This window comes from Streptomyces sp. NPDC102462 (genome assembly GCF_044765425.1).
GTDB lineage: Bacteria > Actinomycetota > Actinomycetes > Streptomycetales > Streptomycetaceae > Streptomyces.
On the sequence record NZ_JBIWKB010000011.1, the window covers coordinates 82,689 to 98,686 of the forward strand.

General features: G+C 70.5%; 14 protein-coding genes and 1 tRNA gene. 10 read left to right on the forward strand and 5 right to left on the reverse strand.

Going from position 1 to position 15,998, the window contains the following annotated elements; genetic code table 11:
• The first annotated feature begins 25 nt into the window (after nucleotides 1–25).
• The 6 genes from ACIRFL_RS12635 (at nucleotide 26) to ACIRFL_RS12660 (ending at nucleotide 4,935) form a co-directional block, all read left to right on the forward strand.
• A tRNA-Gln gene (locus ACIRFL_RS12635) sits at nucleotides 26–97 on the forward strand.
• A gap of 128 nt (nucleotides 98–225) precedes the next feature.
• On the forward strand, nucleotides 226–1,674 hold the full coding sequence (gene glmU, locus ACIRFL_RS12640) for a bifunctional UDP-N-acetylglucosamine diphosphorylase/glucosamine-1-phosphate N-acetyltransferase GlmU (protein ID WP_404027129.1): 1,449 nt from the start codon (nucleotides 226–228) through the stop codon (nucleotides 1,672–1,674).
• 128 nt (nucleotides 1,675–1,802) lie between these two features.
• Nucleotides 1,803–2,783: a ribose-phosphate diphosphokinase gene (locus ACIRFL_RS12645; protein ID WP_404027131.1), complete on the forward strand. Its 981-nt coding sequence runs from the start codon at nucleotides 1,803–1,805 to the stop codon at nucleotides 2,781–2,783.
• Between the two features lie 236 nt (nucleotides 2,784–3,019).
• Nucleotides 3,020–3,613, forward strand: coding sequence for a 50S ribosomal protein L25/general stress protein Ctc (locus tag ACIRFL_RS12650; RefSeq protein WP_404027134.1), 594 nt, complete (start codon nucleotides 3,020–3,022; stop codon nucleotides 3,611–3,613).
• A gap of 163 nt (nucleotides 3,614–3,776) precedes the next feature.
• On the forward strand, nucleotides 3,777–4,379 hold the full coding sequence (pth, locus tag ACIRFL_RS12655) for an aminoacyl-tRNA hydrolase (RefSeq protein WP_404027137.1): 603 nt from the start codon (nucleotides 3,777–3,779) through the stop codon (nucleotides 4,377–4,379).
• Between the two features lie 52 nt (nucleotides 4,380–4,431).
• On the forward strand, nucleotides 4,432–4,935 hold the full coding sequence (locus tag ACIRFL_RS12660; RefSeq protein WP_404027140.1) for a hypothetical protein: 504 nt from the start codon (nucleotides 4,432–4,434) through the stop codon (nucleotides 4,933–4,935).
• Nucleotides 4,936–5,169: 234 nt separating this feature from the next.
• Here the strand turns inward: ACIRFL_RS12660 and ACIRFL_RS12665 are convergent, their stop codons facing one another.
• The 3 genes from ACIRFL_RS12665 to ppc all read right to left on the reverse strand — a co-directional run bounded on the left by ACIRFL_RS12665 (nucleotide 5,170) and on the right by ppc (nucleotide 10,257).
• Nucleotides 5,170–6,510 (reverse strand): glycosyltransferase, encoded by a 1,341-nt coding sequence (locus tag ACIRFL_RS12665; RefSeq protein WP_404027142.1) that lies wholly within the window; start codon nucleotides 6,508–6,510, stop codon nucleotides 5,170–5,172.
• Nucleotides 6,511–6,518: 8 nt separating this feature from the next.
• Nucleotides 6,519–6,761, reverse strand: coding sequence for a hypothetical protein (locus ACIRFL_RS12670; RefSeq protein WP_404027144.1), 243 nt, complete (start codon nucleotides 6,759–6,761; stop codon nucleotides 6,519–6,521).
• A gap of 763 nt (nucleotides 6,762–7,524) precedes the next feature.
• Nucleotides 7,525–10,257, reverse strand: coding sequence for a phosphoenolpyruvate carboxylase (gene ppc / locus ACIRFL_RS12675; protein ID WP_404027147.1), 2,733 nt, complete (start codon nucleotides 10,255–10,257; stop codon nucleotides 7,525–7,527).
• Between the two features lie 303 nt (nucleotides 10,258–10,560).
• On the opposite strand from ppc, the gene ACIRFL_RS12680 reads away from it, so the two are divergent.
• Nucleotides 10,561–11,568, forward strand: a complete 1,008-nt coding sequence (locus ACIRFL_RS12680; protein WP_404027149.1) for an acyl-CoA desaturase — start codon at nucleotides 10,561–10,563, stop codon at nucleotides 11,566–11,568.
• On the forward strand, nucleotides 11,565–12,239 hold the full coding sequence (locus tag ACIRFL_RS12685; RefSeq protein WP_404027152.1) for a TetR/AcrR family transcriptional regulator: 675 nt from the start codon (nucleotides 11,565–11,567) through the stop codon (nucleotides 12,237–12,239). The genes ACIRFL_RS12680 and ACIRFL_RS12685 overlap by 4 nt, the downstream gene beginning before the upstream one ends.
• An 803-nt stretch (nucleotides 12,240–13,042) precedes the next feature.
• On the opposite strand, the gene ACIRFL_RS12690 is transcribed toward ACIRFL_RS12685, so the two are convergent.
• Complete coding sequence (locus ACIRFL_RS12690; RefSeq protein ID WP_404027338.1) at nucleotides 13,043–13,864, reverse strand: trans-aconitate 2-methyltransferase; 822 nt, start codon at nucleotides 13,862–13,864, stop codon at nucleotides 13,043–13,045.
• 118 nt (nucleotides 13,865–13,982) lie between these two features.
• Here ACIRFL_RS12690 and tamR point away from each other — a divergent pair, with 118 nt between their 5' ends.
• On the forward strand, nucleotides 13,983–14,480 hold the full coding sequence (gene tamR, locus ACIRFL_RS12695) for a MarR family transcriptional regulator TamR (protein ID WP_404027154.1): 498 nt from the start codon (nucleotides 13,983–13,985) through the stop codon (nucleotides 14,478–14,480).
• Between the two features lie 37 nt (nucleotides 14,481–14,517).
• Here tamR and ACIRFL_RS12700 read toward each other — a convergent pair whose 3' ends face one another.
• Nucleotides 14,518–15,279, reverse strand: a complete 762-nt coding sequence (locus tag ACIRFL_RS12700; RefSeq protein WP_404027157.1) for a LuxR C-terminal-related transcriptional regulator — start codon at nucleotides 15,277–15,279, stop codon at nucleotides 14,518–14,520.
• A gap of 260 nt (nucleotides 15,280–15,539) precedes the next feature.
• Between ACIRFL_RS12700 and ACIRFL_RS12705 the strand changes: the two genes are divergently transcribed.
• On the forward strand, nucleotides 15,540–15,995 hold the full coding sequence (locus ACIRFL_RS12705; protein ID WP_404027340.1) for a GNAT family N-acetyltransferase: 456 nt from the start codon (nucleotides 15,540–15,542) through the stop codon (nucleotides 15,993–15,995).
• Nucleotides 15,996–15,998: the final 3 nt, after the last annotated feature.

Consider the following 15,998-nt stretch of genomic DNA (forward strand, 5'->3'; position numbering starts at 1 on the left):
ATGTCCGTTTTAGGTCGTTAAGCACTCCCCTGTGGTGTAATCGGCAACACGGGTCACTTTGGATGATTTGTTCCAGGTTCGAGTCCTGGCAGGGGAGCCCACAGCGCACAAGACCCAGGTTCGGGCCCTGACCGGTGTTGTCAGGGCCCGCTCTCATGTCGTCCGCGAAACGCCCCGGTATCCTGCGGGTGTCACCCCCACCCGTCAAAGCCGAAAGGCAACTCCGTGAGCGCCATTCGCCCGGCAGCCGTCGTCGTTCTCGCAGCGGGTGAGGGCACCCGTATGAAGTCGGCCACACCCAAGGTGCTGCATCAGATCTGCGGCCGCTCCCTCGTCGGCCATGTGCTCGCCGCGGCACGCGAGTTGAAGCCGCAGGACCTGGTCGTCGTCGTGGGTCACGCGCGCGAGCAGGTCGCCGCGCACCTCGGTGAGCTGGATCCGCAGGCGCGGACGGCGGTGCAGGACCGGCAGAACGGCACGGGGCACGCGGTGCGCATGGCCGTGGAGGAGCTGGGCGGCGCCGTCGAGGGGACCGTGGTCGTGGTCTGCGGGGACACTCCGCTGCTCACGGGTGAGACGCTGCGCCGGCTCACCGACACGCATCATTCGGACGGCAACGCGGTCACGGTGCTGACCGCGGAGGTGCCGGATGCGACGGGGTACGGGCGGATCGTCCGTGACGGTGCTTCCGGTGCGGTGACGGCGATCGTGGAGCACAAGGACGCCGACGCGTCGCAGCGTGCGATCCGTGAGATCAATTCGGGTGTGTTCGCGTTCGACGGGCAGTTGCTCGCGCAGGCTCTGGGCAAGCTGCGGACGGACAACAGTCAGGGCGAGGAGTACCTGACGGATGTGCTCGGGATTCTGCGGGAGGCGGGGCACCGGGTCGGTGCTTCGGTGGCCGGTGATCACCGGGAGATCGCGGGGATCAACAACCGTGTGCAGTTGGCGCAGGCGCGTCGGATCCTGAACGACCGGCTGCTGGAGCGGGCCATGCTGGCCGGCGTCACCGTGGTGGATCCGGCGACGACGTGGGTGGATGTGACGGTGTCGTTCGAGCAGGATGCGGTGGTTCATCCGGGTACGGAGTTGCATGGTGCGACCCGGATCGGTGAGGGCGCGGAGGTCGGTCCGAACACGCGGTTGACGGATACCCGGGTGGGTGCCGGTGCCCGGGTGGATACGACGGTCGCGGACCGGGCGCAGATCGGTGCGGGGGCGAGTGTGGGTCCGTTCGCGTATCTGCGTCCTGGTAGTCGTCTTGGTGCCAGGTCGAAGGTGGGCACGTTCGTGGAGACGAAGAACGCGGCGCTCGGGGAGGGTACGAAGGTTCCGCATCTGTCGTATGTGGGGGATGCGACGATCGGTGAGTACACGAATATCGGTGCGGCGAGTGTCTTTGTGAACTATGACGGTCAGGACAAGCATCACACGTCGGTCGGTTCGCACTGTCGTACCGGTGCGGACAACATGTTTGTGGCGCCGGTCACGGTCGGGGACGGTGCTTATACCGCCGCGGGGTCGGTGATCACGAAGGATGTGCCGCCCGGTTCGCTGGCTGTGGCCCGTGGTCAGCAGCGGAATATCGAGGGCTGGGTGGCGCGTAAGCGTCCGGGGAGTGCGGCGGCGAAGGCGGCGGAGGCGGTGGCGCAGCAGGGCTCAGGCGAGGACTGACCGGAAACGGGTACGTGAAACACGGCGTACCGTGATAAGTGCACACCCGCACCCACCAGCTGAGTCGGCCTCTCATGTCCTGCCGAGAGGTCGCTCGATGGCTGAGACACCTCTGAGGAGACAGTGCTGTGACCGGGATCAAGACGACCGGCGAGAAGAAGATGATGTTCTTCTCCGGCCGCGCCCACCCCGAGCTTGCCGAGGAGGTCGCCCACCAGCTGGGTGTCGGGGTCGTCCCGACGAAGGCCTTCGACTTCGCGAATGGCGAGATCTATGTGCGGTATCAGGAGTCGGCGCGTGGTGCGGACTGTTTCCTGATCCAGAGCCATACGGCGCCGATCAATAAGTGGATCATGGAGCAGTTGATCATGATCGATGCGTTGAAGCGTGCGTCGGCCCGTTCCATCACGGTGATCGTGCCGTTCTACGGCTATGCGCGCCAGGACAAGAAGCACCGCGGGCGTGAGCCGATCTCGGCGCGGTTGATCGCGGATCTGATGAAGACGGCGGGTGCGGACCGCATCCTGACGGTGGACCTGCACACGGATCAGATCCAGGGTTTCTTCGACGGTCCTGTCGATCATCTCTTCGCGTTGCCGCTTCTTGCGGACTATGTGGGGGCGAAGGTGGATCGGGCGAAGCTGACGGTGGTGTCGCCGGATGCGGGCCGGGTCCGGGTGGCCGATCGCTGGTGTGATCGGCTCGGTGCGCCGCTTGCGATCGTGCACAAGCGGCGTGACAAGGACGTGGCGAACCAGGTGACGGTGCACGAGGTGGTGGGTGAGGTCAAGGGCCGGGTGTGTGTGCTGGTCGATGACATGATCGACACCGGTGGGACGATCTGTGCGGCGGCGGACGCGTTGTTCGCGCATGGTGCGGAGGATGTCATCGTGACGGCGACGCACGGTGTGCTGTCGGGTCCGGCGGCGGACCGGTTGAAGAATTCGCGGGTGGGTGAGTTCGTGTTCACCAATACGCTGCCGACGCCGGGGGAGCTGGGCCGGGATCTGGACAAGATCACTGTTCTGTCGATCGCTCCGACGATCGCCAGTGCGGTGCGTGAGGTGTTCGAGGACGGCTCGGTGACGAGTCTCTTCGACGAGCAGTGAGGTTTCTTCAGGGTGTTCCGGGGGTGCGGGCGTGCCGCGCCCCCGCGGGGGCACCGTCGAGCTGAAGATCCTTTTGGGTGCGGCCTTCTTCGCCGAGTACACTTCTGGGGTTGCTCGGCGAGGGAGGCCGTGTCCCGTTCTGTGCGGGTGCGGCGGTCCGTTATCGACGCGCTCTTCGTAGCAGGCCGTTCGTGGCCGGGTGACCACGTTCCTGTCTACCTCTACGAGGAGTGATCATGTCCGAGGTGAAGCTCGCCGCCCAGACGCGTACCGAGTTCGGCAAGGGTGCCGCGCGCCGCGTCCGCCGCGACAACAAGGTTCCCGGTGTGCTGTACGGTCACGGTTCGCAGCCGCTGCACCTGACGCTGCCTGGCCACGAACTGCTGCTGGCGCTGCGCACGCCGAACGTTCTGATCTCCCTGGACATCGACGGCAAGTCCAACGAGCTGGCGATTCCGAAGGCCGTGCAGCGCGACCCGCTGAAGGGTTTCCTGGAGCACGTCGACCTGCAGCTGGTCAAGCGCGGTGAGAAGGTCACGGTCGAGATTCCCGTGCACACCGAGGGCGAGCTGGCTCCGGGCGGCAACCTGCTGGAGCACGTGCTGGCCGCGCTGCCGGTCGAGGCCGAGGCCACGCACATCCCCGAGTCCGTCACCGTGTCCGTCGAGGGTCTGGCGGCCGGCGCGTCCATCCACGCCAAGGACATCGTGCTGCCGTCGGGTTCGACCCTGGCGGTGGACGAGGACGCGGTGGTGCTGCAGGTCCTGGCGGCGCAGGCCGAGGAGGCCGCGGAGGAGGGCGCCGAGGGCGAAGAGGCCGCCGAGGCCTGAGCCTGATCGGACCGTCGGCACCGGCGGGGCCGGGCGCTCGTTGGCCGGGTGTCCGGTGCTGTCGGCCGTGCCCACCGTTCCGCTCGTGCGGGACGGCCGCCCACAGCGGTGTGCAGCCGCTGCTTCCCCGGGGAGCAGCGGCTGCATCGCATTGCGAGGAGACATGGACGTGACCAGCCCCGCCAGTGGCCCCTGGCTGATCGTCGGGCTCGGGAATCCCGGGCCGGAGTACGCCATGAACCGGCACAACGTCGGTTTCATGGTGGTGGACCTGCTCGCCGAGCGGATCGGGGGGAAGTTCAAGCGGGCCCAGAAGGCGCAGGCGCAGGTCGTGGAGGGCCGGATCGGGCCGCCCGGTCCGGCGAACCGGCGGGTGATCCTCGCCAAGCCGATGTCGTACATGAACCTGTCGGGTGGTCCGGTGAACGGGCTGCGGGACTTCTTCAAGGTGCCGGTGGCGAACGTCGTTGCGGTGCATGACGAGTTGGACATCGACTACGGCGTCCTCAGGCTCAAGCTGGGTGGCGGGGACAACGGGCACAACGGGTTGAAGTCGATCACCAAGGCGATGGGGGCGGACTATCACCGGGTGCGGTTCGGGATCGGGCGGCCGCCGGGGCGGATGCCGGTGGCCGACTTTGTGCTGAAGGACTTCTCGTCGGCGGAGCGCAAGGAGTTGGACTACTTCGTGGACCGTGCGGCGGACGCGGTGGAGTGTCTGGTGATCGAGGGGCTGGAGCGGGCGCAAAGCTCGTACAACTCCTGACTTGTCCGCCCGTCGGCGTCCGCCGAGTTGACCGATCGGAGGGCCATGGCCAATGATCCCGGCCATGCCCGCCACAGCCGCCACGTCCCGTCAGACCTCGGTTGCCGCGCTGCGGTTCGGCCGGCTCGCGGCGATGGGGGCGGTCACCGTGCTGATCCTGATCGCGGGTGTGTGGGGGTCCTGGGGGACCGCGCAGCACGTGATGCTGACGAAGGGCCGGGAGAGCGGCACGATCAAGGTGACGGGCTGTGCGCGGGAGACCTGTTCCGGGCCGTTCACGCCGGGCTCGGCGGGGGCGAGGGCCCGCGGGCGGGTGGTCATCGAGCGGGGCGTGGCGGTGCGCAGGGGCGAGACGTACGCGGTGGTGGTGAAGCCGGGCACCGACGAGGTCGTACGGTCCGGTCCGGCCGGGGTCCTGAACGCGTGGGTGCCGCTGGGCGGCGCCCTGCTGCTGGCCTCGGTGGTGGCCGCGGGCGGACTGCGCCTGAGCCGACTCGCCTGGCTCCTGGCCGCCTCGGGCCTCATCCTCCTCACTGCCACCTTCCTCACCCTCTGACCCACCGTGCCGGAGGCGTCTCCGCGGTGCACGCCCGACGTCAGCCGGTGGTGCGCAGGTCCGCCGCGACGCCCCCGCTGATCACAGACCCCCGCGACGATCGCCCACCGCAGCCGGCCGGATCCGGCCTCGCCCAAAGATGAGGTCGATGGCATGGTGCGCGGTGCGCGAGTCTCCGTTGGTGGTGGCGTACTTGGCGGCCTGGGCCAGGGCCATCAGGGTGTGCGGCGTCGCTCATCGGACCGCACCCCGGTCCAGGGCCAGATCCAGGCATGCTCGCACGCCCTTGGCCTGGGTGTGGACGAACGCGGCGCCGGGGTCATCGCGCTCGGGGCCCTGCTTCGCAACGGTGGTCCGGGAGACCGGCCGCGACTCGTCGAGCAGGGCGGCGGCAATCGATTCCGAGTTCACGCCGGCCAGTCGGACCGCGCGTGGATCGCCGCCGAGCACGGTCTCGAAGGTCGGGATCGGTGAGTGCACGATGCGCGCTGCAGGGTGGGCGAACTCCAGGGCCTCGGCAGCGACCAGGCCGAACGCCTCGAAGCGCGAGGCCAGTACGACCGTGTCCAGTCGGGAGTCGCGCAGTGCCGCGAAGGGCAGGGTCTCATCGAAGTCGTGGCAGACGGTCACTCGCTCGACCGGCAACCTGCTGATCAGGCCGCTGACGGTCTCCAGGTAGGACGGCTCAGTCGTGGCCGTCGGTGCCACGAGCAGCAAGTGGTCGCGGTCGTCCGGGCGCGCCGCCAGCACGCCGCGGAACGCCTCCAGCAGCGCGTCGAAGCCCTTCTGAGGCTTGCACCGGCCCCAGCTGAAGGTGAGCCGGGCGTCAGCGGGGATCTTGCGCAGCACGGCGCGTGCCTGTTCCGAAGGCGGTCGCTGGTACGCGGCGGTGTCGATGACGTTGCGGAAGGGGACCAGGTGGCGTTGCCGCATCCCGTCCCACCCGGCGAGGATGTTCTCGTAGTAGTCGCTGACGTAGCCCACACAGCCATCCCGCTCGATGATGTCTGCAATGCCGCGGGCCTCGAACTCGCGCCGCTGCGCACTCATTTCGTCCGGGAAGACGACGCCGAGGCTGTGCGGTACCCAGACAGGCATGATCCGGTCGGCGGCGCGAGTTCGGTTCCCGGCTGTGGCGTCGAGGTCGGAAAGCCTTCCGGCAACTGCCGCGAAGGGCGTGTCATGGAGCAGCGCCAGAACCACATCGTGTTCCGCCGCGAGGTCCAGCAGCCAGTCGGCCGCGGCGGTGGACAGAACCGCCCACTGGTCCACGGGGCGGCTCGGATCCGGGCCGACGAACAGCTTGGCGACGTCGCTCCCGTCGGTGAGGGACGGCAACTGCGTGAAGGTGCCGCCGCTGTGGGCGCAGGCTCTGCGCGTAGCTGCGCGCAGATCCGCGCGCAGGCTCACGGCGTCATCGAGCAGCGACCCGCTCGCACACGACAGAGTCCAGCTGTGGCCCGTGTCCGCGAAAGCCTCCGTCAAGATGTGTTCCGCCTGCCGCACGAAGGATCTGACCACGACTCCGACGCCGGAGTAGAGGCTCTGCATGCCGTCGAGCGCGCAGACGGCCACCGCGATCCTCACCGGCCGTGCGCCGAGCCCACCGGCAGCGCTTCGCGATCGGCGGTGGACGTGGATGCGTGCAGACGCGTGATCGCTTCGGTGAAGCGAGCGGACCCGGTGCTGGAGGCGATCGCGAGGTGGCTGCGTGGACTGCTCGACGCGGAGGCTAACGTGGCTAACGTGACCGCTCTGCCGTTCGACAGGAGGCTCGGCTGACGACGGTCGTCCGCGCTCGCGGTGGGGACGGGTTCGGGGGCCATGGGTTCCTTCCTTACTGACGCCGATACGGATCAGGTCGCCGGCTCGCGGGGCCGTCGGGTGGCGCGTTTACTGCAAAGGATCACCTGGCGGCCAAGCGGATCGAGCGGGTACCGGCTCACGTCCGAAGCCGGGATCGCTCATCGTCTCGCACCATGAGGCCGTGTGCAGGCCGCCGTGGCTGGTGTTCATCCTCATGTGCGGGGGGCCGGCGCATGCATGCCCATGCACCGGAATCCGGAAACCGCCGCGAGCGCATTCGCTCACGGCGCTCCCGTGCGCGCCGCCTGGCGCTGGTCCCGCTGTTCGATCTGCTGGTGGCTATGGACAAGCCCAGAAGCGGGCTGGCCTGGCTGGAGATGCGCCGCGGCCGGACGGGAAACGCCTCACGGCTGCTCCGGCGGCTCGGCCTCGGCGAGATCCCGCTGACCCACGACGCCTTCCACGAGCTCCAGCCCTGGCGGGCCGCCGCTCACCCGGAAGAACTCCTGATGACCAGCGGAGTCCTGCCCACCACGCCGGCCACCCCACCCGGCCCGCGAGCCCCGCACACGACAGCGCCGCTCGGAGAGCGTGCCGGAGGCATCGCCCGTGTCGGGCGGGTGATGTCCGGCGGTGGTGCGCAGACCCGCTGCGACGCCACCGCTGACCGCAGGCCCCCGCGACGATCACCTGCCCACCACGCCGGCCACCCCGCCCAGTCACCGAGCCCGGCTGCACGACAGCGCCCCCGGCTCGTGCTGAGGGCGCTGTCGGGGGGTGGGGTCAGCCTGTGTTGCGTAGGCCCGCTGCCACGCCGTTGACCGTGAGGAGGAGGGCGCGGGCCAGGAGCGGGTCGGGCTGGTCGCCCGCGGTGGCGGCGTCGCGTTGCCGCTTGAGGAGGGTGACCTGGAGGTAGGAGATGGGGTCGAGGTAGGCGTCGCGGATGGCGAAGGTCTGCTTCAGTACGGGCTGGGCGTCGAGCAGTTCGCTCTCGCCGGTGATCCGCAGGATCTCGTGGACCGTCAGGTCGTGTTCGGCGGTGATGGTGTCGAAGACGTGCCGCAGTTCGTCGGGCACCAGGGTGTCGACGTAGTGCCGGGCGATCCGCAGGTCGGTCTTGGCGAGTGTCATCTCGACGTTGGAGATGAAGTTGCGGAAGAAGTGCCACTGTTCGTGCATTTCGGCGAGGACGGTGTCGAGGCCGGCCTCGCGCAGGGCCTTGAGGCCGGAGCCGACGCCGAACCAGCCGGGGACGATCTGCCGCGACTGGGTCCAGCCGAACACCCAGGGGATGGCGCGCAGTCCGTCGAGTCCGGCCCCGGAGTCGGGGCGGCGCGAGGGCCGGGAGCCGAGGTGCAGGTCGGCGAGCTGGTCGACCGGGGTGGAGGCGAAGAAGTACGCCGGCAGGTCGGGGTCCTCGACGAGTCTGCGGTAGGCGGAGTGCGCGGCGTCGGAGACGACGTCCATGGCGGCGTCCCAGCGGGCGAGCGCTTCCACGGACTGCCGGGGCGCGGTGTGCAGGGCGGATGCCTGGAGGGTGGCGGCGACGGTCAGTTCCAGGTTCTCCCGGGCCAGCGCGGGCACGAGGTACTTGTCGGAGATGACCTCGCCCTGCTCGGTGACCTTGATCTCGCCTTCGAGGGTGCCCCAGGGCTGGGCGAGGATGGCGTCGTGGGAGGGGCCGCCGCCGCGGCCGACGGTGCCGCCGCGGCCGTGGAAGAGCCGCAGCCGCACCCCGTAGCGGTGGGCGACGTCACGCAGCCGGCGCTGGGCGCGGTGGATCTCCCACTGGCTGGTGGTGATGCCGCCGAACTTGGAGGAGTCGGAGTAGCCGAGCATGACCTCCTGGACGTCTCCGCGCAGCGCGACGAGCCGCCGGTAGGACGGGTCGGAGAGCATGTCCTCCAGGATGGTGTCGGCGGCCTTCAGCTCGTCGGTGGTCTCCAGCAGGGGCACGATCCCGATCTTCGCCCAGCCGGCGTGCAGGTCGATCAGGCCGGCCTCGCGGGCGAGGACGGCGGCGGCGAAGACGTCGTCGGCGCCCTGGCACATGGAGATGATGTACGACTCGACGACCTCGGGTCCGAAGATCTCCAGGGCGCGCTTGACGGTCTGGAACACGCCGAGGGTCTTGGCGCCCGCGGCGTCCACAGGTGCCGGGGTGGGCGCGAGCGGCCGGCGGGAGCGCAGTTCCTTGGCGAGCAGCTTGGCCCGGTACTCGCGGGGCATGTCGGCGTAGCGCCAGGACTCCTCGCCGAGCCGGTCGAAGAGCTGGCCGAGGGCGTGGTGGTGGGCGTCGGCGTGTTCGCGTACGTCCATGGTGGCGAGCTGGAGGCCGAAGGCGGCCAGGGTGCGGATGTTGCGGCCGAGGCGGCCGTCGGCGAACAGGCCGCCGCGGTGTTCCCTCAGGGAGGTCTGGATGAGCCGCAGGTCGGCGAGGAGTTCGGCGGTGCCGAGGTAGTCGCGGCCTGCTTCGTGCGGGGTGCCGGTGGCCAGTCGTTGCTTGGTGTTGACGAGCTTCTGGCGGACGCAGGTGGCCTTGAGCCGGTAGGGCTCCTCGGCGTTGAGCCGCTTGTAGCGGGGGCTGATCTCGGGCAGCAGTTCCAGGTCGGTGGCCAGGGACTGGAGCAGTTCCTCGGTGGCGCCGGTGTAGCGGATGGAGTTGGACAGGAAGCCGCGCAGTTCGTCGATCATCTCCAGGGCGTCGTTGATGCCGTGTTCGTGCTGGAGGATGAGGACGTCCCAGGTGACGTCGGGGGTGACGTTGGGGTTGCCGTCGCGGTCGCCGCCGATCCAGGTGCCGAAGGTGAGCGGCCGGGTGTCGTCGGGGAGGCGGACGCCGACGCGCTCCAGTTCGGCCGTCAGGTCCTCCAGGACGTCGCCGACGGCGCCGGCGTGCAGTTCGTCGAGGTAGTAGATCGCGTTGCGGGCCTCGTCGGCGGGTTCGGGCCGTACGACCCGTAGTTCGTCGGTCTGCCAGACGAGGTCGATGTTCTCGGCGAGCCGGGTGTCGTGGCGGCGCCGGTCGGACTCGATGACGGGGGTCTCCAGGAGCGCGGCGATGCGCCGGAGCTTGTTGAGGACGGAGCGGCGCGCGGCCTCGGTGGGGTGCGCCGTGAACACTGGGCGAACGTTCAGGTGCTCGACGGTCTGCCGCAGGTGGTCGGGGTCGGCGTCCTTGAGGCGGTCGGCGGTGCGGGCGAGCAGGCCGCCCTCGGCCGCGCGCCGGGCCCGCAGTTCGCGCCCGCGGTGGACCTGTTCGGTGACGTTGGCGAGGTGGAAGTAGGTGGAGAAGGCGCGCACCAGCTTGGCGGCCGTCTCCAGTTCGGTGCCGCGCAGCAGCTCGGCGGCGGCTTCGCCGTCCTCGCGGGTGAGGCGGCGCACCTTCTCGACCAGTTCGAGCAGTTCGGGGCCCTCCTGCCTGACCAGGGTCTCGCCGAGGAGGTCACCCAGTCGCCGGATGTCGGCGCGCAGCTCGCTGCTGGTCGTGGTGGTCTGATCGTCGGCACTGCTCACAGGTGCGGCTCCTTGCAGTGTGGAAACTGATCCGGGAGGGAACCCGGTGGTCCGCCGCGCGGCGGGTGGGCCGCATACGGGCGGGACAGCCGGGAAGAAATCAGAGCGGACCGCGCTGTCCGACCGGTTCCAAGGATAGGTGTCCATGCGGACGCGCAGGCTCTCGGGCTCTTGCCGCCGCACGCGGCGCTGCCATACTTACGACGCCGTAGGTTACGGAACCGTAGGGAAGCCCAACCGGTGTCCCGCCGGTTCCGGCGGCCCGGTACCCGTCTCGACCCTCGACCCCCCAGGGGACGCCCCATGACCACCCGTTCCGATGTGATCGACGACGCCCAGAAGGCCACCGACCCGTCTCTTCCGTCCGCCACGCTGGGTGGCGAGCAGAAGCGCTCGATCGAGCAGATCACGCTGCTGCTGTTCATCACCGTTCCCTTCCTCGCGCTGCTCGCGGCGGTGCCGCTGGCCTGGGGCTGGGGGGTCAGCTGGCTGGATCTCGGCCTGCTGGTGTTCTTCTACTTCCTCGGCTGCCACGGCATCACGATCGGTTTCCACCGCTATTTCACCCACGGTTCGTTCAAGGCGAAGCGGCCTCTGCGGATCGCCCTGGCGATCATGGGGTCGCTGGCGGTCGAGGGTCCCCTGGTGCGCTGGGTGGCCGATCACCGCAAGCACCACAAGTTCTCCGACGCGGAGGGCGACCCGCACTCGCCGTGGCGCTACGGGGAGACCGTGCCCGCCCTGATCAAGGGCCTGTGGTGGGCCCACGTCGGCTGGATGTTCGACGAGGAGCAGACGCCGCAGGACAAGTACGCGCCGGATCTGATCAAGGACGGGGCGATCCGCGCCGTCTCCCGCCAGTTCGTGCTGTGGACGCTGGTGTCGCTGCTGCTGCCCGCACTGATCGGCGGCCTGGTCACGATGTCCTGGTGGGGGGCGTGCACGGCGTTCTTCTGGGGGTCCCTGGTCCGGGTGGCGCTGCTGCACCACGTGACCTGGTCGATCAACTCGATCTGCCACGCCGTCGGCAAGCGGCCCTTCAAGTCGCGGGACCGTTCGGGCAACGTGTGGTGGCTGGCGGTCCTGTCGTGCGGCGAGTCCTGGCACAACCTGCACCACGCCGATCCGACGTCGGCGCGGCACGGTGTGGAGCGCGGCCAGGTGGACTCCTCGGCGCGGATCATCCGCTGGTTCGAGCTGCTCGGCTGGGCGCACGATGTGCGCTGGCCGTCACGCTCGCGTATCGATTCACGCCGCAACACCGGGGAAGACGGCTCCCGGCGCGGGACGGAGGCCGCGAAGACGGCATGATTGACGCCGTGGCGACCGACTCCAGCACTCCCAGTCCCGACAAGCCGCGGCGAGCGCGTCGCACCCGTATGACCGGTGCCGAGCGCCGCCAGCAGCTGCTGGAGATCGGTCGCACCCTCTTCGCGGCGAAGGGTTTCGAAGGCACCTCGGTGGAGGAGATCGCGGCGAAGGCCGGGGTGTCCAAGCCGGTGGTCTACGAGCACTTCGGCGGCAAGGAGGGGCTGTACGCGGTGGTGGTCGACCGCGAGATGCGGCGCCTGCTGGACATGGTCACCAGCTCGCTCACGGCCGGGCACCCCCGGGAGCTGTGCGAGCAGGCCGCGTTCGCGCTCCTGGACTACATCGAGGAGTACACGGACGGCTTCCGGATCCTGGTCCGCGACTCTCCCATCCCTCAGTCGACGGGCTCGTTCGCGTCTCTCATCTCGGACATCGCCACGCAGGTGGAGGACATTCTGGGCCGCGAGTTCAAGAGCCGCGGTTTTGATCCGAAGCTGGCCCCGCTGTATGCGCAGGCCCTGGTCGGGATGGTCGCGCTGACCGGGCAGTGGTGGCTGGACGTGCGCCGCCCGAAGAAGTCGGAGGTGGCCGCGCACCTGGTGAACCTGGCCTGGCACGGCCTGGACGGCCTGGAACCGAAACCCCGCCTGATCGGCCACCGCAGGTCCTGAGCGGCGAAGTCCCCTGCGGTTCCACAGCGCCCCCAAGGGGCGCGGGGCTGTGTCGATATGCGGCTCCGCCGCGCGTGCGCGACCAGCCACGATGCCGCCGCAGACAACCGCCGGCGGACGGCCCGTCCGACCCCGGGAAACGCCAGCGGTTCCCCACCGGGGGCCTGGCGCCCTGCTGCCCCCGGGCAGGACCGCCCACGGACGAGAAGGCGGACGAACGGCCCTCCGACGCCCGCGCCACCCAGCCCGAGGCAAGCCCACCAAGCCACCGGAGCCCGATGCCCGTGGCAACGCAGCCCGGGACGAACGAGGCGCACCACCGGAGCCCCGATGCCCGTGCCGCGCAGGGCGGGGTGGGTCGGGCGGACCGTCAGGGGGCCGACGTTCGTGGCGCGCAGCCCGGGGCGGTGGGGGCCGGTCGTGCTGGTGGGTGCTCTCACCGGCGAACCGGGCCGGACCGCCGGGCCTGGGTGCCCCGGCCGTCGCCACGGCGGGTCAGGGCGCGGAGGGGGCCTGGCGGGTGCCCCGGCCGACGGACCGGACCGTCGGATCCGGCATCCGGCCACCGTCGCGGCAGGCCAGAAGGTCACCGACGCCTTGGCGGGTGCGCGCAGGGGCCCGAGAGGGTACGCGCCGGCCGGCGCGGAGCCGCGCCCGGCGGCTGCCGATGGCCCCCGCAGGCCCGCCCTGGCCGCCCGCCATGACCGTCGTGGCGGGTAGCCCGGCGTGCCGAGGTGCCGGGGGGCACGGGGTTTTCCGGGGGCACGGGGTGTGGGCGGGCCGCGGGTCGGAGGGTGCGGTGGTCAGGCTTGGGGGTGCTTTGTGGCCGCGGTGAACAGGCGTCGGAAGGGCAGCACTGTGCCGTACTCGGCGCTCGGGTAGGCCCTGCGCAGCAGGTCCCGGTACTCGTCGAGGAACGCGTCCCGGGCCTCGGGGTCGTCCGCCAGCGCGGTGAGGACGGGCCGCAGCCCGGTGCCCTTGACCCAGTCGAGGACGGGGTCCTCACCGGTCAGGACGTGGAAGTACGTCGTCTCCCACACGTCGGCGGTGCAGCCGAGGCGGGTCAGGCGGTCCAGGTAGACGCCGGGGAGGTGGACGGAGTCCTCGTGGCGCAGGACGTGGGCGAGGCGGGCCTTCCAGCGGGGGGCGGCGGCGAGTTCGCGCATCAGGGCGTGCAGGGGCGCGTCAATGTTGTGCGGCACCTGGAAGGCGAGGGTGCCGCCGGGGGCGAGGGCGTCCAGCCAGGCCGGGAAGGCGTCCAGGTGGCCGGGGACCCATTGCAGGGCGGCGTTGGAGACGATCAGGTCGTAGGTCTCGGCGGGCACCCAGTCGGTGGCGTCCGCGTGGGCGAAGTCGAGGCGTCCGCCGCCGGGCGTGCGACCGGCGTGCGCCTGGGCGTCGGCGAGCATCTGCGGGGAGTTGTCGTAGCCGGTGATGTGCGCGGTGGGCCAGCGGTCGGCGAGCAGGCGGGTGACGTTGCCGGGGCCGCAGCCGAGGTCGGCGATGCGGGGGGCGGCGGCGGGCGGGTCGGGGACGCGGGCCAGCAGGTCGGTGAAGGGGCGGGCGCGGTGGCCGGCGTGACGGAGGTACTGGGCGGGGTCCCAGGTGGGGCGCGCGGCGGGCATGGCGGGCTCCTCGGAGTCGTACACCGTTGTGATCGCCACTCTGCCCCCCATACACCTTGACGTCAAGATACTTGATCTCAAGAGACTTCATGTCGACACAACCACTACACTGATCGGCATGGAGGACGAGGTCGATCGGCTGGTCGCAGCATGGCGCCGGGAGCGCCCGGACCTCGACGTGGAACCGCTTGAGGTGCTGAGCCGGGTGAGCAGGCTGGCCCGGCACCTGGACCGGGCGCGCCGGCTGGCCTTCGCCGAGCATCAGCTGGAGCCCTGGGAGTTCGACGTGCTGACCGCGCTGAGGCGGGCGGGCACGCCGTATCAGCTCTCCCCCGGGCAACTGCTCACCCAGACCCTGGTCACCTCGGGCACGATGACGAACCGCATCGACCGGCTGGCCAAGAAAGGCCTGGTCGAGCGGCTGCCCGACCCCAGCGACCGGCGCGGCGTGCTGGTCCGCCTCACCCCGGAGGGACAGGACCGCGCGGACCAGGCACTGGCGGGCCTGCTGGAGCAGGAGCGGGCGATCCTCGCGGAACTCTCCCGCGCCCAACGCACCGAACTGGCCGCGCTGCTACGCCAGTTGACAGCCCCCTTCGACAACATCCCCGGCTAGGCCCAGTCACACAGTCCCCCCGCCCTTCGGTGCGCGGTCAGGCCGTGTTGGGCTGTTGGGGGGTGGGCGCCAGGTCGGCCGGGCCGACGCCGGCTCGGCGGGCCAGGGCCACGGCGGCGAGGGTGGAGTGGACGCCCAGCTTGCCGAGGACGTTCTGCATATGGGTGCGCACCGTGTGCGGGGACAGGAACAGCCGCTCGGCGACGGCCTTGCGGCCGAGCCCGGCGACCATGCAGCGCAGCACCTCCCGCTCCCGCGGGGTCAGCGACTCGACCAGCCGCTCGCTCTCGGTGCGGTGCTTGCGGGCGGCGGTCAACTCGCGCAGTACGCCGGTGAGCAGCGCGGGCGGCAGATGCGTCTCGTCGCGCAGGACGCCCCGGATGACGGTGAGCAGCCGCGACAGCGAGCAGTCCTTGGCGACCCAGCCGGACGCGCCGGCCTGGAGCGCGAGTGCGGCGCGGCGCGGGTCGTCCCGCTCGGCGAGGACCACGGTCCGTACCGCGGGGTGCGTCGAACGGACACCCGCGACCAGCGAGATCCCGTCCACCAGCCCCTCTTCGTTGTTCGCCTGCACCGGCACCGCCGGCCGGGCCCCGGGCACATGACCGCCCAGGTCGGCGTCGACGAGCAGGACGTCGAAGCGGCGGCCCTCACCGGCCGCCCGCTCCAGGCAGCGCAGCGCCGCCGGACCGCTGCCGGCCGCGGAGACCTCCACGTCCGGCTCCGCGGCCAGGGCCGCGGCCAGCGACTCGGCGAAGATGCGGTGGTCGTCCACGACCAGGACTCGGATGCGAACCATGAAACCCCCTTCCCCGTGCTCTCGAAGAGCAGGGGACACCCCAAGGTCCGGAGAACGACGACCTCGCGGGTACGACGCTGTGGTGGGCGGGGCCGGCCGCACGGCCGCCGCCGTGCAGTCACTGCTACCCCCACCGCGGGCGTCGTACCCGCCTGTCTCGTCCCCTGATCAGCACCGGCCCCCACCGGTACCGTCCATCAGGGTACGGCCGGGCGCCGTCGGCGGAAGGCGATGTGCGGAACTGGCCGCCCGGCGCGTTTATGGTGTGCCGCATGTTTCGTATTGAGGCAGAAGTCGACAAGGCCCGACGCGATCTGCTCCGTTCCCGGCTGCGGGACACCAATACGGCGGCGTCCCCCGTGCTTGCCGCCCTGCGCGGCACGCCCGGCGCACGCGAAGTCCCCCTGCATGTCTGGGCGGTGGACGCCGCGGGGGAGCTGGCCGGCGGACTGGTCGGCCACACCTGGGCGGCCTGGCTGCATGTGACCTATCTGTGGGTCGACGGCCGGTACCGCGGGGCGGGCCTCGGCGCGCGGCTGCTCACGGAGGCCGAGCGGCTGGCCGGGCGGGACCGGGGCTGCCGGGCGGCCCGCGTGGAGACCTGGGACTTCCAGGCCCCGGAGTTCTACCGCAAGCAGGGCTACGAGGTGGTGGGCGTGATCCCCGACTATCCGCCGGGGATCACCGAGTACACCCTGACCAGGCGGCTGCGCTGACCG